This is a genomic window from Methanolobus sp. (assembly GCF_030682845.1).
GTDB lineage: Archaea > Halobacteriota > Methanosarcinia > Methanosarcinales > Methanosarcinaceae > Methanolobus.
On record NZ_JAUXNK010000072.1, the window covers coordinates 24,299 to 43,843 of the forward strand.

A 19,545-nucleotide genomic window follows, 5' to 3' on the forward strand; every position below is an offset into this window, starting at 1 on the left:
ACCCATGCCAGAGTACATCGGGGCCCCTTTAGAGATAGCAGGGAGAGGCGACCCGGAGCCAAACCTGCAGATCGTCCGGACCCAGCCAGGGCACCACAACGTGACCGCGGGCTACGGGGAACAACTGGCATGGGACGCGACCGGAAACAACACGGTCTACGACCGGACCACCCAGCGGTTCACCCTGCAGACAGAAGTAGCCGAGCCATCCTACGGGGCCGACATTACGGTAGATGACGGGTTCCTGACCTCAAACCACAACGTGGACGCAGGCACGAAGACCATCCACCTGGGCCTTTCAGCCCTCACCACATACACCAGAATCGACGCCAACTACCAGAGCAAGTCTTTTATTTTTGACGACGTCGGTTTTTATAAAATGACTTTCAATTTTAATATAAATTTACACGGTAGTTATTTTATATTGGAATTGATAGACCACCTGGGAGTGGTCCGCTGGAGCAGGAACGGGACCGCGATCGTCACGGACCAAGTGGTTAATATAATTTCAACCTCCTGGAAATTCAGGGTCCGCTGCACCAACAGCGTAACCACCGACATTTTATTTAACAATTGGATAACCATCAGCAACATCCGGATGGAGCGTTTCAAGAGCGAAGGGTACATCCAGCAGAACTGGTGGCACCATTACGATAACATGAACACCCTGGACACCCTGCAGATCGGGCACGTTGCAGGGGTCGAAGGGGCCAGCCTGAAGGTCCGGTTGATGTTCAAGGACGACGATGTCGCAGCATCGCCGTGGCTGGGTCCCAGCACACCGGCTGATTTTTACACAGGACCTGGTGGCCGGATATTTACCGGAGGTTATACCGGGAAATACTGGCGGGCCAGAGTTTACTTTTACAGCGACGGGAGGTACAGCCCGGTTTTAAACAATTTGACATACACGATGTACTTGGACAACCCGATCAGGCTGTTGCAGTTCCCGGAAAACACCCCACACCCAGTAGGGATTCCGGTTGCCTTCCAGCCACTGACCTGGTTCTATGGAGACCACGAAGAAAACAACACTCTGCCGTGGTCAGGCCGGGCCTTTACATGGCGCGGGGCAATAATAACCATCTCAAGGACAGGACAGGTCAACGTACCCGTCGCATTTAGGCCATTAACCTGGTTCTACGCGGATCACATAGAGAACAGCACTTTACCCCTTTCATATAGGGAGTTTCTAGCGGCATTATTCAGGATAACCCGGAGCTGGGCAGAAAGCGTGGTCGGAGTCGTGATGAGCGGCTACGTCCAGGACCAGAACGGCAATGTGATACTTCATGCATACAAGCTCATCTTGGAAAGCAGCAACGTCCCGGACAGGGACATAATGGGCCAGGTTAACCCGGAAAACGGGGTGTTTCAAGTATTCGTGCAGGAAGCGATGTACGACCGCAGGTGGTTGCTCGTAGAATATGAGGGGAAGGCCGCAAATATAGCCCTGGCAGGTTATGGAACACCGGCGGTTCTGGATGGCACCAAAGGGCCGGTCGACAACCAGGATCTGCAGTTCTGGAAAGCTCCCCTCTGCACAACCGTGGCTCACGTGGATTCACTGGTTACTTATTGACATAAGAACCAAAATCTAGGATATCTAGAGAGCCGAACATACCATAAGAATTAACACTAACGTGACTTATCAAAGTAGAAATATTTTAAATGAGGTGTGTGTAATTGGGGGGAGTGGGGGTTGGTGGTAGAAAAAGACACACACCTCTATAATACTCGTTAACGGTGTGACACTATATATTATTTGTCGATATAAGTATTTTGCACATATTCTTACTATTCAAGTGAATAGTACTTCCAAGTTTTTCATTTGATATTTTTCAAATACTTCAGAATAAACTATATACATATTTCAACAGTTGAATGGAATCTTTATAAGTAGTAGTTAAGGTAAATACTAATATGGGAGTGGAATTAAATAAAATTGCAAATATATGAGAGGATATACTGCATATGAAAAAGCCATTGCTTGATGTGATATTTGCATCTAAAAAGAGGAAGGAAGTTCTTTTGGTACTACAGAATGGATCAAAGGAAATGCCAACACTTCTGCAGTTGCTGGATACCAACAGACAGGCACTCCTCCCTCAGATAAGGGTGCTTGAAGAGCATTATCTTGTTTCTCATGATAGGGATACATATGAGTTAACAACTCTTGGAAAACTGGTAGTTGATGATATGTCTCCTCTTTTAAGTACTCTTAACGTTTTGGACTTTGATATTGATTATTGGGGAACACATAAACTTGATTTCATACCCTCACATTTATTTAAAAGAATAGATGAACTTGGGCCATGTGACTTGATTAAGATTGGTCTACATGAGATATTCGAGGAAGACAAACAGTTTACTAAAGAGGCTAGGATGTCGAAATCTGTGTTTACGATGAGTTCATTCGTATTTCCTAATTTTGAACAAACATTTTCCGAGTTAATAGCAAATAATGTGAATATATTTATTATTATCTCAAAAGAGCTTTATGAAAAGCTCATAAGTGACAACCCTGAAAAATCTCAGGCATTGATAGAAAACCCAAATATCAATTTGAGCGTATATCCAACTCGTTTTGATTTCTTATCAGTTTCAATCAATGACTACAGCTGCATGTTAAAATTGCTGACAGAGCAAGGCGTTTCCGATAATAAAAGAGTTATTTGTTCTAGTGACAGTGCAATTTCATGGGGAAAAGAGCTTTTTGAATATTATTTGAAGAATTCAATACCTATAATTGAATCTAGTCAAATTACTCATGGCGTAAGATTATTTCAAGCATGAGAATTTTTGCAAAGCCACTCTGGTAGAAAGAATGGCATCACATGATCCAGACTTCAATGGAAAAAATGTATGGGGTCATAGAAGGACATCAATGGATACTCCGAGGTTTCTCAGGGCATCTATGACAGTATAGACCAATACAGGACAGACGGGCTTTCAGATGATGAAATAGAAGACAAGATGAATAGGGACCTGCATACGGGACAGGATTTCATCATATTCATTATAAAAAATAAAAAATGATCTAAGTTTACAACTATCGTACTTTAATCATTACAATTTTCATTTCCTTTTATTTCATCAAGGATATGTAGTAGAGAAGTCATTTTATCAACAATTAGTTTCCCGATTGTAGTCAAATTATAGGTGTTATAATCATTTTTGTTGATAAGGTAATGATCCTCTAATTCTACTATGTGAAGGAGCACCGCTTTTTCTGTAATATTTAAGTGTGAAATAAGTTATTCGAGTGTTCTTGGACTATCCTTCAGAAATAATAACGAATTCATTGTCGTTTCCGATTCAAACAGCAATTGATCTAAATTTTTTTGTTTCACATTATCACACTCTGAACCAGTTGTATTTCAATCGAATCGTTGATTAATCTGTAGATGTTGCCATCAACACTAATGCATAGCGAACTAACAGTACTTAGCATAACTCCACATTAATTAAATACCATATGAGTAATTTACAATAGCATCTGAAATTATGCTACCATTATGTCTATATATTAGCTTGGTTCATTTCATAATTATAAAAATTTTAATTGTTATTCAATAAAGACAGAATATTATTATCAAAAGTCAATTTAATATACTATAAATATCAAGAATCCATCATTAAATATAGTGCCGTCTGAAATTGTAATTGCTTTAGCGAGTGATATCAATGAAGAAACCATTAATTGATGTTCTGTTCAAGTCAGAGAAAAGAAAGGGAATTCTTCTGTTACTACAGGATGAAGCAAAGGAAATGCCAACGCTCATGAAGTTGCTGGATAGTACCAGACAGGCACTACTACCTCAGATAAAGATACTTGAGGAGCATTATCTTGTTTCTCATGACAAAGATACCTATAAGTTAACAACTATTGGAAAAATCATTGTTGATAAAATGATTCCTCTTTCAAATACTGTTGATTTTTTTGACATTGATATTGATTATTGGGGAACACATAAACCTGATTTCATACCCTCACATTTATTTAAAAGAATAAGTGAGCTTAGAATGTGCAAAATATTAACCCCTTCTCTTGCAGACACCTATAGTGTTCACGATAGATTTTATGAAATGTCTAAACATAGTACATTTCAATTTGAAATCACTGCAACTTTTTATCCGTATTTCCCTAAGTTATTCTATGAACTAATTCCACACAATATAAATATACATATAGTAATGACAACTGATCTGTTTGAAAAATTACAAGCTGAAAATAGAGAAGAGGTTGCAAAACTAATTGATAGCAAATTAATTCACTTCTACGTTTATCCTGAGAAAATGGAATTATTATCTTTTTTATATAATGAACACTGCATTATGTTGAGCCCATTAACGAATAATGGAGAGTTTGATAACAAACATATTGAATGTTGTAATCCAAGTGCTCTTAAGTGGGGAAAAGAATTATTTGAGTATTATTTAGAAAAGTCAATACTTATAACAGAAATCTAAATAATTTATTTTGGATTTCTTTATAGTCTATTAAATGCGTTATTTGAAAAAGTTTTATAGATTTCACTCAAAAAAGCACACACGTTTCTAAAAGTCCACACTGTTAAAACATTATATTAGTTGCGGAACACTTATTTAATTTGTTATAAATAGTAAAGCTTTTTAACTTAATCGAAGTTAATCTTAATTACATTTGTCTGAATGGATGTGCTGTAAATGAAGAAAGAATTGCTCGAAGTGCTATTCATGTCTGAGAAAAGAAAAATTGCTCTTCTGTTACTACAGGATGGGGCAAAGGAGATGGAATTTCTCCTCAAATCCCTTGATACCACCAGACAAGCATTTCTTCCACAGGTAAGGATACTTGAGGAACATCATCTTGTTTCTCATGACAGGGATACATATGAACTAACAACTATTGGAAAACTTATAGTTGATGAGATGAGCCCCTTATTAGGTACTGTTGATGCACTGGATGCTGATATTGAGTATTGGGGGAGCCATATTCTCGATTTTATCCCGCCCCATCTTTTGGAAAGAATAGGTGAAATTGGAAAATGCAAGACGATAACTCCACCTATACCTGAAACACACCATATTCTTCGGAAATTTCATGAAAGTTCTAAGAAGTCTGGAGTTCTGTATAGCATTAATACTTTTTTCCATCCCAACTTCGCAGAATTATTTGAGGATTTACTCCATAATAACGTAAAAATACACTTTATCCTCTCACAGGACTTACTGGACAATATGCGGAATAACTATAATGAAGTATTTACCGAATTTATCAATAGCGACAAGTTCAATTTTTATTTACACCCTGTTGATTTGGGGTTCATGTCTTTAGGTGTAAGTGAGCACTATTTGATGTTAACTTCATTGAGAACAGATGGATTTTTTGATAATAACCGTATTTTATGCGGTAATCCAAATGCAGTAAAATGGGGGAAAGAACTTTTTGAATATTATTTGAAAGATTCCACACCAATAACAGAACTTTAATCAGAATATTCCCGACAGAAAAACATTTTCGATTACGTGAACGCTTTATACAATAAAATCATTGGTGAATTGGTTGGAAGGTAGGATGAGGTGCTTGGAAAACCACCACGCTTTGAAGCACCTCTCTCCTTACGAATCCGAGATATTCCCCAACATCCCTTCAATCCCCACATCCACAACTCTGTTGTGAAAGTAGGATGAGGCACCCGATAACCACCACGCTTTCGGTGCCTCTTTCCTTACGAATCCGAGATGTTCCCCAACATCTCTCAAATAATCCACTCCCATTGCGGTTCATTTTCCCCCACGACCCGCAACACATAGTAAGTCTTATTAAGACTTAACCTAAACTGTCTTTAATATCAAAGATAACACCATTTTTGCAGGAGATATGTTTTTTGCATATGATTTTAATTACAATCGAGCAACGATATTCCTCTCGCATCAAAAAATATAATGCCTTTGAAATTTCATCACTCTTTGAATGAAGGAAGAATTTTGTTCAAGGCTTTTAAGAAAAGATTCTGACTACTAATAATGGCGGCTCTGGAGATCTTTCATCCATCTTGATGTTTATTTTTCAGTTTCTCTAAAAGTGAAGATACTCTCTTCTTTGCATCGGCCGTATCCTCTACATCTTTCAGAATGCTAATATCCAGAATATCTCCTTCTTTTGAGCCAGATGGAAGAAGGGATAAAGGAATATCCACTTTTATGGTTTCCTCGTCCCTTACAAGAAGCACTGCAATATTTCCTTCTACTCTGTCCAGTGATGCCTTGAAACTGCTCTTCACCATAACTTCTCCTATGCTTCTGCCATCAATGCAAAGGCTATGGATATTGATGGAAATACCAATCCTCTGTTCTGAGTTTGCACAGTGTATTCTTTCCCATCGGTCTTGACGACAATGTCACCATCAAGATCTGTCCTGTACACCTCATATCCAAAGAGGTTGAGCCTGTCAATGATCTCTTGATGTGGGTGTGCATAGCGGTTATCTGCACCAACCATAATTATGCAGATATTTGGATCGACCTTCTGCAGGAAGTCTGAACTGGTTGATGACCTGCTACCATGATGAGCAACCTTGAGAATGTCACTGTTAATGTCGTATCCTGCAGCAATCATTTTGTTCTCTGCGTGTGTTTCCGTATCTCCTGTGAATAGGAAAGAAACATCACCATAGGTCAGCTTGATGACCACCGAATCATCATTGAGGTCACCTGTAAGCTCTGAAGGGTTGAGTATAGTGATGGCGGTGGATGGGTCAAGGTCTATGGTCTGACCCGCTTCTGCAAGACTGAAAGGTATATCTTTCTCGTCGATAGCTATCAGCATGTTCTCGTAGGTCTTGGTAGTATGAGGGTTTCCGCTGTCAATGAACCGCTTGACATTGAAGTTGTTCAAAATTGTCACCATCCCGCCTATATGGTCAGCATGTGCATGCGTAGCCACCACTACATCCAACTCAGTGACACCATTGTCTTTAAGGTAAGATACTACAGTGTTTCCTGCCCTGTTATCTCCGGCATCGATAAGCATGTTCTTATCGTTAATTTGGATGAGGATAGAATCGCCCTGGCCAACATCAATAAAATGGGCTGTTAGGATGCTCTGGTTGATGGTAGGCAGTGTTGGTTCAGGCAAAGATGGTTGTGAACCCGCTGAAGGATCAGTTGTAGTTGAGTTTGGAATATCTGATTGTAAATCGTTTTCAATATAATCGTTATTTACAGGTTCTGTTGATACACAACCTGACGCAGCGACTATTATTAATACAAGTATGAGTATTTGTTTTGTTTTTATAGTATCATCCCCTTGAAACCATGTCTCTTATATTTTGTTTACGATATAAATATAGCATGGAGATATGAACCTAAAGTCATTAATTATTCATGTGAGATGCTAACTCTATTTAGGAACATTTAAATAATTATATGACTGTTATGTGAAGCGTGGCGCAGCATGACCGGATAAATTCAAAAAATACCAACCAACCTTTTATTCTTCACTGCTGCGCTACTCTTTGCTCCTTTAGAACAATTCCCCAAACTTCTCCGGATGATCCTTAACATACTCCCTGAACATCCCCAGTATCTTCTGTTCATCATCCTCCACTTCGTGGGCTGCTTGTGGTGTCAATGTCATTCTGCAGGACGAACAATACTTTGCAGTTGGTCCATTTACTGTATTGCAGCGAGAACATTTACTTGGTATCATCTTCGATGACATTTCATCTTTCACTTTCATGCCATAGTGTTCCAGAATAGTATTGTCAACTTGAGTACCAGCCAGATGGATGTATGTACCGGATTGGCGTGTTCCATGCACCCAACCCATGTTATTCTCCAGTTGCGCCTGTGTCATGAAAGTTGCATACTCTGTGATCCTTGAATGCCTGAAAAGGTGGTTATAAACACGTTTCTTTATTCCTGCCTTATCTGCAGCTCTTTTTATGACCATTCGGATACCGCCATATTCCATTGCCCTTCCCTTGTATTTTCCATAGTTGACCCAAAGAGGAGCATCGGGATTATCTTTGTCGGGATGAGTATCCAGCCATTTTGAAACGTAAGGGGCGCTGAATACAAGCCGAACTCTGCGCATCCCTGTCTTCCCTTTTACCATCAGTACTGCGCCATATTCATCCGGAACAAAATGTTTTATCTTAGGTTCACCCAGCTCACTGACTCTCCCGCCTGCATCATACCACATTGCAATCATCGCTCTGTTGCGAGGATGATCGCACGCATCTATCATTTTCATGACCTCGTCCACAGTGAGTAGTTCTTCTGGTAATATCTGGTCACATTGCTTTATGTTAGTCTTGATCCATCTGGTCATCTCGGGATCGACTTCACTATTATGCAGCCATCTGAAGAATCGCTTGATAGTTACTTTATATCCTTGTTTAGTCCATGCTTTCCTGTCAGATCTCTCAATCTGAGCTACTACTCTGTAGATGTCTGACTTGGTAACGTCATCGAAGTCTTTCCCAAACCAACCAGCCAGTGTATTCAAATGACCCATATACTTGAGAATTCTGGCTTCAGAGAGGCCTTCCGCATACAATATATGAACAAAAGAAAAGATTGTGTCTTTATTTTTTTGAGAATAGTCTGCATCATAAATGCGCTGCTCAATACTAGCAATTTTTTTACTGTGATTATACAATCCCATGCCACATACCTTCCAAACATTGATTTAAATTTCAAATGTAAGCTGGGTGAAAGTATAGGCTATGTACTTAGGAATAGAAGCCCCGGGCGTGATTTGAACACGCGGCCTAGTGATTACAAGTCACTCGCTCTGCCGGGCTGAGCCACCGAGGCATTCTGTAGGAAATATGCTCCACACTTATTTATGGGGTGCACTCCCTTACATAGCATGATAGCAGATAAATTTTATGGTTATCCGGGACCGGAGGTGTCCTATGTGGCGTGAGATATCGAGGATCGGTAAAAAACTTGTGGACAATGGGCTTGTGGAATCCCACTTCGGGAACATCAGCGTGAGGGTCGGGAACAGGATGATCATTACACGCAGCGGCAGTGCCCTGGATGAGATAAGTGAGAACAACGTCGTCGAGGTCAGGCTCGACAGTACCTGCGCGCTTGATGTCATAGCATCTTCCGAAGCTATAGTGCACAGGGCTATCTATAAGAACACGCCGGCACTTGCTATTATACATGCACATTGTCCGTTCGCGGTCACCATGTCCCTGCTTGCGCGGGGGGAAGTAATCGAGCCGGCGGACAGTGAAGGACAATATTTCCTGGGTGGTATCCCTATAGTCAGGGGTGGTATCGGCTCCGGAGAGCTCGCGACCAACATGTCCCAGGCTCTTGCATCAAGTAAGGCGGCTATCCTGTACAGCCACGGAACATTCGCCATAGGGCGTGTACTGGACGAAGCATACGTCATGACGACCCAGGTAGAGCACTCCTGCAAGATAAAATACTGGTACGACCTTGCAAGCAGGCGATGAACACGTTTTGAGCTTCCTAACTCTGGAAAAGATTAAATCGGAATAGAAGACATTTGGTACAATATCCATGACCTCTAACGCCCTCAGACCGCTTGCCCTCAAATATCTGGAACCCATGGCAAGGACCACAGCAGACGCAGGCATATCCCCGAATACTGTTTCCGCCCTGTCACTTGTGTTCGCCGCTCTTTCTGGCCTGCTTTTCTATTATTCTGGACTTCAGCCCGAATCGGCCCCTCTGCTGGTACTCGCCGCGGGCCTGATGGTAGCCCTGAACTCCCTTCTCGATGCAATGGACGGCGCCATGGCGCGCTATCTGGGCACATCAAGCCCTAAAGGGGACTTCCTTGACCACGTCATCGACCGCTATGCAGATTCCTTCATAATATGCGGCATCTTCTTTGGCGGCCATGTCCATTGGCAGATAGGGGTAATGACAATAGTGGGCGTCCTGATAACAAGCTATCTGGGGACCCAGGCTCAGGCCCTTAACCTCGGAAGATATTATGGTGGCATTATCGGAAGGGCAGACCGCCTGATACTTATTATGCTGGCTACTGTGGTGTATGCTATATATCCGGAGCCGTTCTATGGCTTATCCTCTCTTGGATGGGTCATACTCATAATTGGCGTGGGCAGCCACATAACGGCATTCCAGAGGATATTCCACATCTGGAAGCAATTAAATGTGCCCTCTGTGGATACCGGTAATGATGATTGATCCTGCAACAGTGTGATGCAAATCGATAAGGAGTATTTTTCTCATGGATAATAGATTCGAATATCTGGAGCATACTGCGGATGCCAAGTTCAGAGCTTATGGAATGTCTCTGGAGGAGGCTTTTGAGAATGCGGCATTTGCAATGTTCAATGTCATGATTGACACCTCCACGGTGGCAACTGGGATTTCCCACGAGATAGAACTGAACTCCGAGGATATGGAAGGCCTGCTGTTCAACTGGCTCTCTGAAATACTGTTCGTTTTTGAAGTGGAAAGCATTGTCTTTGCAAAATTCATTGTGGACCGGCTTGAGCAGGACGCCGGCGGTTGCCGGCTATTCGCAAGGGCTGTGGGCGAAGAGATAAATCTGTCCAAACACAAGTTCGGCACCGAGGTCAAGGCAGCCACATATAACGACATGAAGATCGAGAAGATGCCTGAAGGATGGATGGTACAGGCAACGGTGGATACCTGATAATTACTGTTTTTACTAAAATGAGGGTGCTGCTCAATTTCGCCTGCAATGAGCTTCTGGACCTTCAGAAGTCTTTTATCTGGAATTCACTCGTTATCATCAACATATTCATACGCTCACAGCATATAGTTCAAATTAAACAAAATCATCACGAGGAATAATCAATGTCAGAGGAAAATGGGAGTTCTGTCTTTAATGTGCTTAAGAGAATAAGCGACAATATCTGGGAAGTGCCTATGGACTACATGCCAGGAATGCGTGTTCCCGGAAGGATATTTGTCTCTGAGCACCTGTTAGGCATCCTGGAAAAGGAAACTATAGATCAGGTAGCAAACGTTGCGACGCTGCCGGGAATACTGAAATATTCCATGGCAATGCCGGATGCACACCTTGGTTATGGCTTTTCGATAGGTGGGGTTGCCGCATTCGATAAGGAGACCGGGATCATCAGTCCCGGAGGAGTGGGGTTTGACATAAACTGCGGAGTGCGCCTCATACGTACTAATCTCTCGGAAAATGATGTTCGTCCTAAGCTTTCAAAGCTTGTGGATGATCTCTTTGAGGCTATTCCAACAGGCGTAGGTTCCAAGAGTCGCATCAGGGTCTCTGATTCTGAACTGGACGAAATCTTTGTCAATGGGGTTCAGTGGGCGGTGGACAACGGGTACGGGGTAAAGGCGGATGTTGATAATTGTGAGAGCGCTGGAAAGATATCCGGTGCTGATCCCTCCAAAGTGAGTATCAAGGCCCGCAAGCGTGGAAGGCCCCAGCTTGGGACACTGGGAAGCGGCAACCATTTCCTGGAGGTTCAGTATGTGGATAAGATATATGATGAAGAGGCAGCTTCTGCTTTTGGCCTCAGGGAAGGACAGATCACTTTTATGATCCATTGCGGATCACGTGGTGCCGGCCACCAGATATGCACAGATCATCTGCAGGTGCTGACACAGGCTTCAAAAAAGTACAATATTACTCTGCCTGACAAACAGCTTGCTTGTGCCCCGGCACAGTCTCCAGAAGCCCAGGATTACTTCAAGGCCATGCTATGTGCCGCAAACTACGCATGGGTGAATCGGCATGTGATCATGCACTGGACACGCGAAGTATTTGAAAAGACATTTGCAGAAGAATTTGGCGATCTGGGTATGCACCTTGTCTATGATGTGGCGCACAACATTGCCAAGCTTGAAGAACATAATGTGGACGGGAAAAAGACCGAGGTGTACGTACACCGCAAGGGTGCAACCCGTGCTTTTGCACCGGGACATCCTGACCTTCCCGAAGCTTATCGGGCCATAGGCCAGCCTGTGATCATTCCCGGTAGCATGGGCACAGCTTCCTATGTGCTGCGCAGTACAAAAGAGTCAATGGATATCAGTTTCGGAAGCGCATGTCATGGTGCCGGGCGTGTCATGAGCCGCAAGAGTGCAAAAAGCGAGCTCCATGGGGAGCAGGTAAGGGAAGAACTGAGTATGAAGGGCATTCAGGTGCGTGCCTCGCAGCCCTCTCTTATAGCTGAAGAGGCTCCCGAGGTTTACAAGTCCAGCAGTGAGGTAGTGGACGTTGTGCATGAGCTTGGTATCGCAACAAAGGTTGCGAGGCTCCTGCCAATGGGAGTGATCAAAGGTTAACAAGGATAACGAAAAGATTCCCGTCCTCTTTTATTTCTTTTTTATCGTCGGGGAATGGCTAGTATATCCTGTCTGCAAAGCAGATGCTCTTTAGTCGATAATTTTAAAAGAAAGCTCCCGATTGAGCAATGAGGAAACGAGATGTGTTTGAGGGGATGAATGGTTTTGCTTGGTTACAGTTACTATACCTTTGAATACAGCTACAAGCAGTTTTCTCGTTTCCTCAGGATATAATTGGTCATTATTATATATAAATCTGTTCGATATTCTTTATATACTATTTTTGTTTTGCGCAGGATGTCCTGTCCGAACTGACCGCTATGAATTTAAGACTTATATTTTATTTATACCATCTATGCAGGCAAACGATAAAAATCTTACCAGAGTTCGTATAATGGCGGACTTTCAGTTTGGGAAGGGTTGCGGAGAAGTCCTTTTCCCGGAGGGCGTTACTTTTAAGCTGTCAAAGACCAAGCGTGTAAGACAAGTGTTCAGTAAAAATAATCATATTGCAACTGTACGCGCCAGTGACGGCATGTTCACACTTGGTATGGAAGGTGCAGGGTTATTGCATGCTCTCTTTCCAGCGCCTGAAAAGAGAGTTGTGGTGTGTGAGGATGCAGTTCCCTTTGTCTCTCAGGGGAAGACCGCTTTTGCTAAACATGTAATCGGCATAGATCCTGAAATGAGGGCAGGTGACGAAGTGATCGTTGTGAGCGAATCAGATGAGCTGCTCGCAACAGGACAGCTGCTCCTTGCGCCTGAAGAGATCATTATTCTTGACAGGGGAATGGCCGTTGATGTCAGGCGAGGCAGGGACCAGGCGTAAGGGTATGTTAATATACTATCTGTATTAAATATGAGAAAAATAATATAAGCAGGAGCTTATATAATCCACTAAAACTCATGACCCCGACAGAATCAAGCCAGTCTCCGGAACGCGAGAATGTAGAAGAGAATGTTTTCAAGACATTCGTTGTCCCTGATAAGACCCGAATGGAAGAACATACCATCGTTGTAGACGGAGACGTGATCGTAGGCAACCATTCCGATATCAGATATGGTATAATGTCCAATTCATCTATACTCGGAGAGAGGGTGGAGATAGCAGGTGACCTTATTTCCAGATCCGATGTGAGGGTTGATATCTGGTCCCGCATTGGCGGTAATCTCAAAACGGACACCAACGCCTACATCGGTGAGTTTGTCACTATAGAGGGTAAGCTAGTGGTAAAAGGGGACCTTGATGTTGGTAACGATGTCAAGATCAACGGTGGCTTTGAGGCTAAAGGCTGGATCGTGGTGCGTAATCCTGTCCCTGTCATTGTCTATCTTTATCTTTACATTAGTGAACTTTTAAGGCTTGGCAAGGACGAACAAGTGGAAAAAGCCCTGAGTGAACTGTTTGAGGATGACAAGGAAATTGTCGGCGTCAATAGCATGATTATTCCAAACGGCTCCAAGATATCTATGGATTCCATCAGGGTACCATCAAAAGCTCTTATCGGAAGTGGTTGCAGGCTGGTAGGTAATATCCGCGCAACTTCTCTGGAGATGGCAAATGATACCATCCTTTATGGAAGCATCCGCACGATACAGGACATTAAGCTAGGCAGGAATAACATAATCCATGGCAATATCGTTTCAAGAGGTAATGTGTACATCAGCGAAAAGACTCATGTGCTGGGTGAGATCAACGCACAGACTATTAAGATCCACGAGAGTGCCCGCGTAGACGGTGTTATGCGTGCCCCCGGCGGTATCGTGTTCGAAAGGGAAGAAGAAAAAGTTCTCAATGAAAAAGAATTGATGCAACTTAATATTTGAAGTATGATCACAATTTGGCAATTATATGTTAAAAGGACTGCGGAGGGCTGTTTATGGGCTCCATTGAATTATTTGATTTTCTAGATCTTGTGCTCCGGCTAGGTATCTTTTTAGTTGCGCTGATGATATCAAGTCTCTTGGTCAGGATAGATGCAGATGTCATTCGTTCGAGGATATATGTGTCCTTCAGGAAACTGAAAGGGTCATTCGTGTTGCTGACAGTGGGCTTTCTGTTCTACCTTACAGAAACTTTTGTAGGTATCAGTAGTCCGGCAGTATCTGAAAATGCTAACGGTCTGCTCATTGGAATGCTGTCGATATCTTTCCAGATACTTATTCTACTTTTCCTGTATCATCTGTACGTGGCCATAAGAGTCCCTGACAGACGGATACTCTAAAAGCCCTCTGTTACAGGGCTTTTCTTTCTTTCATTGCTTGCAGTTGAATAACATTTTATAGGAATGGATTTTATCCATAGCCATATTTAAAATAAGTTTACCTAATATAGGCACACAAGGTGTATACATGACACAACAGGTTATCTCACGGTCATCATCTCAAGAGGCTGTGATCCAAAAAGACGCAAAGTACGTAATGCAGAACTATGGTCGCCAGCCTCTTGTACTGGAGAGCGGCGACGGTTGCATAGTCCGCGATATCGAAGGCAGGGAATATATCGACTGTGTGGCGGGCATAGCAGTGAACAATGTCGGGCACAGTCACCCTAAACTGGTCGAGGCCATAAAGAAGCAGGCAGAAAAACTGATGCATGTTTCCAATCTCTACTATACTGTTCCCCAGGCTGAACTAGCTGAGAAACTCGTTCAAATTACCGGCATGTCCAGGGTATTTTTCTGCAATTCAGGCACAGAGGCAGTGGAAGCTGCAATGAAGCTTGCACGTGTCAAGACGGGGAAGACCGACTTTATAGCGGTCGAGCATGCATTCCATGGACGTACCATGGGTGCCCTGTCGCTCACATACAAGGAAATGTATCGCACTCCTTTTAAGCCGCTATTGCAGGAGGAGAAATTCGTTCCCTGCAATGATGCAGAAGCAATTGTTAACGCAATTACTGATAAGACCGCAGCTGTCATCATAGAGCCAATCCAGGGCGAGGGAGGTATCAATATTCACTCCGATGCGTACCTTAAGGAAGTCCGCAGGATATGTGATGAAACGGGAACCCTGCTCATCTTTGATGAGGTGCAGACTGGTTTTGGAAGGACGGGTAAATGGTTCTGTAAGGAACATTTCGGCGTCGAACCGGACATAATGACCATGGCAAAAGCAATGGGCGGCGGTTTCCCAATGGGTGCCATTGCAGCACGTGAAGGCATAGCCTTTGAGCGCGGCCAGCACGCAGCCACCTTTGGAGGCAATCCCCTTGCATGTGCTGCGGCCCTGGCTTCCATTGATATCATAGAAGAAGAAGGTCTCCTTCGCCATGCAACGGAAATTGGCAACTATTTCATGAGTCGGCTCAAAGATCTCTCTCTGGAAGGCGTTGTAGACGTGCGTGGTCGCGGACTTATGATAGGGGTTGAGCTGGACCGCAAGTGTGCAGACATTGTGGACTTTGCCCTGAAGAATGGAGTACTTCTCAACTGCACATCCGAGAAAGTACTGCGTATCGCACCGCCTCTGGTAATAACTAAAGAGCAGATCGACTCGGTGGTGGCTGTGCTTGAGAAGGCCTGAACTGGTTAAAAAGGAAGTCTCCGGGATAGCTGAATATGTTCCTGGCAAGTCCATTGAGGAAATAGCCAGCAAATACGGCCTTGACCCGGCATCTATCATAAAGCTGGGCTCAAATGAGAATGTGCTGGGCCCATCTCCCAAAGCCATAGAGGCAGTCATAGCTCATGCAAGTGGCATCAACATATACCCTTCAGCTGATGCATCCGAACTTGTTGAGGCAATCTCTGTCTATACCGGCTTCCCTGTGGAGAATATATGCGCTGCTGGACCGGGCATGGATGGTCTGCTGGATAACCTTATGAGGCTGCTGATATCAGCCGGTGATGAGGTCATACTTCCCATTCCCACCTTCTCTTACTACGAGATCGCTGCCCGCGCCAACGGTGCGGTCCCGGTCTATGTAAGCTCAGGTCAAGATTTTGCTTTTGATATTGAAGGCATAATGAATGCAGAATCCGAAAGGACAAAGATCATATTCCTGTGTTCTCCTAACAATCCCACGGGCAGGCTTGTAAGTGAAGCCGACCTGCGCAGGATACTTGAACACACAGGAGGCCTGGTCTTTGTGGATGAAGCCTACGTGGAGTTCTCAGACTGCAATCTGGCTCACCTCATAAATGAATATGACAACATTATCGTCGGAAGAACATTCTCCAAAGCTTTCGGCCTTGCAGGCATGCGTCTGGGATATGGCCTGATGCCTGCATGGATCAGATCCGAGTACATGAAAATAGCAACTCCTTTCAATATCAGTGTGCCTGCGATAGTTGCAGGTATCGCTGCACTCTCGGATACTCTCTATCTCCAGGAAAGCATCCGGTGCGCAAGAGAAGGGCGTGATTTCCTGATAAAACAGATTCCTTTCAGGGTCTATGATTCCCAGGCCAATTTTGTTCTTGTGGACGTTGCTCCTTTAAGGTCCCGGGACGTCAGCGAAGTCCTGCTCAAGAAAGGCATCATAGTACGGGACTGCAGGTCTTTCAGGGATGCAGGCGAGACCCTCATCCGTGTAACTGTAGGTACGCCTGAGCAGAATGAGAAGGTTGTTGTAGCTTTTAAAGAAGTTTCAGTTGCCTGAACTGTAAACTTTCTCTATTTTCATGAGCGGATAGTCTAATTCCGCGCTATATGCAAGACTTACATCCGCAAGGGTTGATTCATACCTGACGGTTATTCTCACATCAAGCATACGGCCTTCAAGTTCGCAATAGCCGAACTCACTGTTCAGTTTTGAGCGAATGATATCCCTGTCTATAGAAACGCTGATATCCTTTACAAAAGGCTGGACTGCAATGCTCTCTTGTATGGCTTTCTCCAGGCTGTCTGCGTTTTTCATGTTCACGGGTGATCCTGTGAACTGGTGATAGAGGGCACCAAGCTTGATGCCTGCTTCAAAGAGCGCATTGTCCCTTTCTGTGACATTATCATTCATTTAGATGCCTCCACAACCTGCCTCCGGGAGCCAGCTCTCCGGATAGCCGGTGAGGCAACATAGAAGATCATTATTGCAAGTACGGCGGACGCAAGCATGTGGGTATAACTTATGCCGAATGGGTAGGACAGGAAAGTGATGACGAAAAGCAAACCAATAGGCAGCACATGGGCGGGTTTCTTTGCCTTCATGTATGTTATCTTGCTGATCATCAGAAGCCCCACGCCAAATGAGAGCAGAATAACAAGCCATGTATGGAAATACTGTTCCCCTGCCAGCACATATGCTGAGAGTATGATACCTCCTGCTGTAATGGGCAGTCCTTTGAAAGACGGCAGTCCCTGGTGGACTGTATTGAACCTTGCCAGTCTGAGGATGCCACAGAAGAAGTAAAAGCACAGTGCTGCAAGGAGCAGGTAAGATGCCTCACTGCCGGCTGCAGCATATACAATAACTACAGGTGCAAGTCCGAATGAAATAACGTCTGCAAGGGAATCCAGGTTGGCACCGATCTCGCTTCCGGAGAACATCCTTGAAAGATAGCCATCAACACCATCGGCTACAGCGGCTGCGAGTATCAGTGTGGGTGCAAGATATGTAAAACCATTCTGGACAAGTATAATGGCCAATAAGCCAAGGAGGGCATTGAGCAATGTTACAATATCAGCTAATTTCAATGTTTGGAGTATGGTGTTCACTTCCACTATTCTTTCCCATAACTTACACTCGTACCTGCAGTAACTAAACCGCCTTTGCTGCACAGAATGTCAAAACTGTCAGGAACTGTCAATATCTCAAGTTCCTGTACATTATCATCATTAGTGTTTCGCTTTCGGGCTATGACTGTCATTCCTGCAGTAACTTTTTCGCCTTTGGTGCATAGGATTTCGAAATTCTCAGGTATCGTCACATCCACCCTTGATCCAAAGCGTATCATGCCAAACCTTTGCCCCCGGACCATCTGGTCACCTACCTGAACATACGAGACTATCCTTCTGGCTATTGTCCCGGCTATCTGGGTAACTTCTACTATGCCGTGCTCGGTATCAATGAATATGTGGCTGCGCTCATTTCTCTCAGAATCCTTGCTGAATGCAGGCCTATATCCTCCTTTCTTATGCTCTATGGCGATAACTGTGCCGGTAAGTGGTGCCCTGTTGACATGGACATTATGGACATTCATGAAAATGCATATCTTACGTCCTCTTATGTCTACGATCTTCCCGTCCGCAGGTGCTGTCATGCTACTGCAGCAGTACTCTGATTCCCTTTCAGGGTCTCTGAAAAAAAAGATGAAGAATATCAGTCCTGCCAATCCTAAAAGCGTAATTATGCCTGTATAGGGCCAGTATACTGTAATGTGTGCGATTGCGGCAAGTGCGCTGATCGCGACCAATGTCATTATCCATGGAGCAGAACCTTTTGCAAGCATTTACTCGTTCCTTACTTTCTCATATATGCTGTAAATATATTCTGTTACCATTTTCCATATTCCTTCTATAAGGTCGACAAGTTCGGGCAAGATGCGCATAACAATATAGGCTATGCCAAAGAGGGCAATGCCAGATCCGATCTTTGCAATTGTATGATGGGCTATGTCAAAACTATTGGGGCCGAACCATTGATAGGCATAAGCGACTATCACGAATACATCCCTTATTATATTCAAAGTATATATAATCGGTACGGAAACCATAAATGCTGACAGCAGTTTTTTCAAAGGTGCATTAACAGAGGCAATAAGCCCTATGAACAAAGCGATACTCTCGATGGCAGTACAGGCAAGTATTATCTCCACCTGATGTCCATTCAAGGCTATCTTATTCCATGCTGCCATCTCTGCAGGTTGTCCCAATGCCTGAAGTGTCCAGAAAACATTATCCGTTACAAGGGATATTATCCATACATTGAGTGAATCCATTTGGGCAAAGGGGAAATAGAACAAAGATGCAAGTGCTGTTGCAACAGTTGCCATCGATGTGACATCGACTGTTCCGTCACCTATCAGCTTCATGGATTTGTATTCCTTGAGCATGTTGTATGCAAGTATAAGACAAACGATACCAACAACAATGACCAGTACTACATTCACATAATCCCTTATTTCTATAAAGTGCATTGGCTGGTAGAACCAGTGTATAGAAAAGAATCCCCATCCAATGGCACCTAGCAATTTACGTATTTTAATTCTTTTAGGTATCAGTGAGCAAGCAAGCATTAATGCCACTGCGACCCATAGTACATTTTCAATCATTTACAAGCACCTTTAATAGGTATGCCTGTATATATGAAAT

The 19,545-nt window shown here is 43.6% G+C and carries 21 protein-coding genes and 1 tRNA gene; 14 read left to right on the forward strand and 8 right to left on the reverse strand.

Annotation, left to right across the window (positions count from 1 at the left end; genetic code table 11):
* The first annotated feature begins 4 nt into the window (after positions 1-4).
* From Q8J68_RS09005 to Q8J68_RS09025, 5 genes are all read left to right on the forward strand, one after another.
* Entirely contained in the window at positions 5-1,582 is a 1,578-nt protein-coding gene (locus tag Q8J68_RS09005) for a hypothetical protein (RefSeq protein WP_305311189.1), read from the forward strand.
* A 392-nt stretch (positions 1,583-1,974) separates the two neighbouring features.
* Positions 1,975-2,796, forward strand: coding sequence for a winged helix-turn-helix domain-containing protein (locus Q8J68_RS09010; RefSeq protein WP_305311190.1), 822 nt, complete (start codon positions 1,975-1,977; stop codon positions 2,794-2,796).
* A gap of 129 nt (positions 2,797-2,925) precedes the next feature.
* The gene (locus Q8J68_RS09015; RefSeq protein WP_305311244.1) at positions 2,926-3,039 is read left to right on the forward strand and encodes a hypothetical protein; all 114 of its coding nucleotides are present in this window, start codon (positions 2,926-2,928) and stop codon (positions 3,037-3,039) included.
* 648 nt (positions 3,040-3,687) lie between these two features.
* The gene (locus Q8J68_RS09020) at positions 3,688-4,473 is read left to right on the forward strand and encodes a winged helix-turn-helix domain-containing protein (RefSeq protein WP_305311191.1); all 786 of its coding nucleotides are present in this window, start codon (positions 3,688-3,690) and stop codon (positions 4,471-4,473) included.
* A gap of 216 nt (positions 4,474-4,689) precedes the next feature.
* Positions 4,690-5,475: a winged helix-turn-helix domain-containing protein gene (locus Q8J68_RS09025; RefSeq protein WP_305311192.1), complete on the forward strand. Its 786-nt coding sequence runs from the start codon at positions 4,690-4,692 to the stop codon at positions 5,473-5,475.
* A gap of 557 nt (positions 5,476-6,032) precedes the next feature.
* On the opposite strand, the gene Q8J68_RS09030 is transcribed toward Q8J68_RS09025, so the two are convergent.
* The 4 genes from Q8J68_RS09030 to Q8J68_RS09045 all read right to left on the reverse strand — a co-directional run bounded on the left by Q8J68_RS09030 (position 6,033) and on the right by Q8J68_RS09045 (position 8,808).
* Positions 6,033-6,269 carry a DUF3006 domain-containing protein gene (locus tag Q8J68_RS09030; protein ID WP_305311193.1) on the reverse strand — a complete coding sequence of 79 codons (237 nt, stop codon included), beginning with the start codon at positions 6,267-6,269 and terminating at the stop codon, positions 6,033-6,035.
* Positions 6,270-6,280: 11 nt separating this feature from the next.
* A complete protein-coding gene (locus Q8J68_RS09035) occupies positions 6,281-7,123 on the reverse strand; it encodes a ComEC/Rec2 family competence protein (protein ID WP_305311194.1) in 843 nt (280 codons plus the stop codon).
* A gap of 387 nt (positions 7,124-7,510) precedes the next feature.
* Positions 7,511-8,548 (reverse strand): tyrosine-type recombinase/integrase, encoded by a 1,038-nt coding sequence (locus Q8J68_RS09040; protein WP_305311195.1) that lies wholly within the window; start codon positions 8,546-8,548, stop codon positions 7,511-7,513.
* Between the two features lie 186 nt (positions 8,549-8,734).
* Positions 8,735-8,808 (reverse strand) — tRNA-Thr (locus Q8J68_RS09045).
* Between the two features lie 101 nt (positions 8,809-8,909).
* On the opposite strand from Q8J68_RS09045, the gene Q8J68_RS09050 reads away from it, so the two are divergent.
* The 9 genes from Q8J68_RS09050 to hisC all read left to right on the forward strand — a co-directional run bounded on the left by Q8J68_RS09050 (position 8,910) and on the right by hisC (position 16,897).
* The gene (locus Q8J68_RS09050; RefSeq protein ID WP_305311196.1) at positions 8,910-9,464 is read left to right on the forward strand and encodes an aldolase; all 555 of its coding nucleotides are present in this window, start codon (positions 8,910-8,912) and stop codon (positions 9,462-9,464) included.
* A 67-nt stretch (positions 9,465-9,531) separates the two neighbouring features.
* Complete coding sequence (gene pgsA, locus Q8J68_RS09055; protein WP_305311197.1) at positions 9,532-10,185, forward strand: archaetidylinositol phosphate synthase; 654 nt, start codon at positions 9,532-9,534, stop codon at positions 10,183-10,185.
* Positions 10,186-10,228: 43 nt separating this feature from the next.
* Positions 10,229-10,660, forward strand: a complete 432-nt coding sequence (locus Q8J68_RS09060; RefSeq protein WP_305311198.1) for an archease — start codon at positions 10,229-10,231, stop codon at positions 10,658-10,660.
* A gap of 164 nt (positions 10,661-10,824) precedes the next feature.
* Positions 10,825-12,291: an RtcB family protein gene (locus Q8J68_RS09065; RefSeq protein ID WP_305311199.1), complete on the forward strand. Its 1,467-nt coding sequence runs from the start codon at positions 10,825-10,827 to the stop codon at positions 12,289-12,291.
* A gap of 394 nt (positions 12,292-12,685) precedes the next feature.
* Complete coding sequence (locus Q8J68_RS09070; RefSeq protein WP_305311200.1) at positions 12,686-13,120, forward strand: PUA domain-containing protein; 435 nt, start codon at positions 12,686-12,688, stop codon at positions 13,118-13,120.
* A 77-nt stretch (positions 13,121-13,197) separates the two neighbouring features.
* Positions 13,198-14,118, forward strand: a complete 921-nt coding sequence (locus tag Q8J68_RS09075) for an acyltransferase (RefSeq protein ID WP_305311201.1) — start codon at positions 13,198-13,200, stop codon at positions 14,116-14,118.
* Between the two features lie 53 nt (positions 14,119-14,171).
* Positions 14,172-14,516, forward strand: a complete 345-nt coding sequence (locus tag Q8J68_RS09080; RefSeq protein WP_305311202.1) for a hypothetical protein — start codon at positions 14,172-14,174, stop codon at positions 14,514-14,516.
* A gap of 127 nt (positions 14,517-14,643) precedes the next feature.
* Entirely contained in the window at positions 14,644-15,819 is a 1,176-nt protein-coding gene (locus tag Q8J68_RS09085; protein WP_305311203.1) for an acetylornithine transaminase, read from the forward strand.
* Positions 15,806-16,897 (forward strand): histidinol-phosphate transaminase, encoded by a 1,092-nt coding sequence (hisC, locus tag Q8J68_RS09090; protein ID WP_305311204.1) that lies wholly within the window; start codon positions 15,806-15,808, stop codon positions 16,895-16,897. The genes Q8J68_RS09085 and hisC overlap by 14 nt, the downstream gene beginning before the upstream one ends.
* Here the strand turns inward: hisC and Q8J68_RS09095 are convergent.
* Genes Q8J68_RS09095 through artA form a run of 4 tightly spaced genes read right to left on the reverse strand, consistent with a single transcriptional unit; the run spans position 16,886 to position 19,505 of the window.
* On the reverse strand, positions 16,886-17,251 hold the full coding sequence (locus Q8J68_RS09095) for a dihydroneopterin aldolase family protein (RefSeq protein WP_305311205.1): 366 nt from the start codon (positions 17,249-17,251) through the stop codon (positions 16,886-16,888). The two genes, hisC and Q8J68_RS09095, sit on opposite strands and share 12 nt — an antisense overlap.
* The gene (locus tag Q8J68_RS09100; RefSeq protein WP_305311206.1) at positions 17,248-17,955 is read right to left on the reverse strand and encodes an archaetidylserine synthase; all 708 of its coding nucleotides are present in this window, start codon (positions 17,953-17,955) and stop codon (positions 17,248-17,250) included. Before Q8J68_RS09100 ends, Q8J68_RS09095 begins: the two co-directional genes overlap by 4 nt.
* Positions 17,955-18,683 carry a phosphatidylserine decarboxylase gene (locus Q8J68_RS09105; RefSeq protein ID WP_305311207.1) on the reverse strand — a complete coding sequence of 243 codons (729 nt, stop codon included), beginning with the start codon at positions 18,681-18,683 and terminating at the stop codon, positions 17,955-17,957. Before Q8J68_RS09105 ends, Q8J68_RS09100 begins: the two co-directional genes overlap by 1 nt.
* Positions 18,684-19,505 (reverse strand): archaeosortase A, encoded by an 822-nt coding sequence (artA, locus tag Q8J68_RS09110; RefSeq protein WP_305311208.1) that lies wholly within the window; start codon positions 19,503-19,505, stop codon positions 18,684-18,686.
* Positions 19,506-19,545 lie beyond the last annotated feature (40 nt).

Excerpts from the sequence above, each read along its gene's own strand:
- Q8J68_RS09005 (WP_305311189.1), top strand. The coding sequence starts at position 5 with ATGCCAGAGTACATCGGGGCCCCTTTAGAGATAGCAGGGAGAGGCGAC.
- Q8J68_RS09010 (WP_305311190.1), top strand. The coding sequence starts at position 1,975 with ATGAAAAAGCCATTGCTTGATGTGATATTTGCATCTAAAAAGAGGAAG.
- Q8J68_RS09020 (WP_305311191.1), top strand. The coding sequence starts at position 3,688 with ATGAAGAAACCATTAATTGATGTTCTGTTCAAGTCAGAGAAAAGAAAG.
- Q8J68_RS09025 (WP_305311192.1), top strand. The coding sequence starts at position 4,690 with ATGAAGAAAGAATTGCTCGAAGTGCTATTCATGTCTGAGAAAAGAAAA.
- Q8J68_RS09050 (WP_305311196.1), top strand. The coding sequence starts at position 8,910 with ATGTGGCGTGAGATATCGAGGATCGGTAAAAAACTTGTGGACAATGGG.
- pgsA (WP_305311197.1), top strand. The coding sequence starts at position 9,532 with ATGACCTCTAACGCCCTCAGACCGCTTGCCCTCAAATATCTGGAACCC.
- Q8J68_RS09060 (WP_305311198.1), top strand. The coding sequence starts at position 10,229 with ATGGATAATAGATTCGAATATCTGGAGCATACTGCGGATGCCAAGTTC.
- Q8J68_RS09065 (WP_305311199.1), top strand. The coding sequence starts at position 10,825 with ATGTCAGAGGAAAATGGGAGTTCTGTCTTTAATGTGCTTAAGAGAATA.
- Q8J68_RS09070 (WP_305311200.1), top strand. The coding sequence starts at position 12,686 with ATGGCGGACTTTCAGTTTGGGAAGGGTTGCGGAGAAGTCCTTTTCCCG.
- Q8J68_RS09075 (WP_305311201.1), top strand. The coding sequence starts at position 13,198 with ATGACCCCGACAGAATCAAGCCAGTCTCCGGAACGCGAGAATGTAGAA.
- Q8J68_RS09080 (WP_305311202.1), top strand. The coding sequence starts at position 14,172 with ATGGGCTCCATTGAATTATTTGATTTTCTAGATCTTGTGCTCCGGCTA.
- Q8J68_RS09085 (WP_305311203.1), top strand. The coding sequence starts at position 14,644 with ATGACACAACAGGTTATCTCACGGTCATCATCTCAAGAGGCTGTGATC.
- Q8J68_RS09095 (WP_305311205.1), bottom strand. The coding sequence starts at position 17,251 with ATGAATGATAATGTCACAGAAAGGGACAATGCGCTCTTTGAAGCAGGC.
- Q8J68_RS09105 (WP_305311207.1), bottom strand. The coding sequence starts at position 18,683 with ATGCTTGCAAAAGGTTCTGCTCCATGGATAATGACATTGGTCGCGATC.
- artA (WP_305311208.1), bottom strand. The coding sequence starts at position 19,505 with ATGATTGAAAATGTACTATGGGTCGCAGTGGCATTAATGCTTGCTTGC.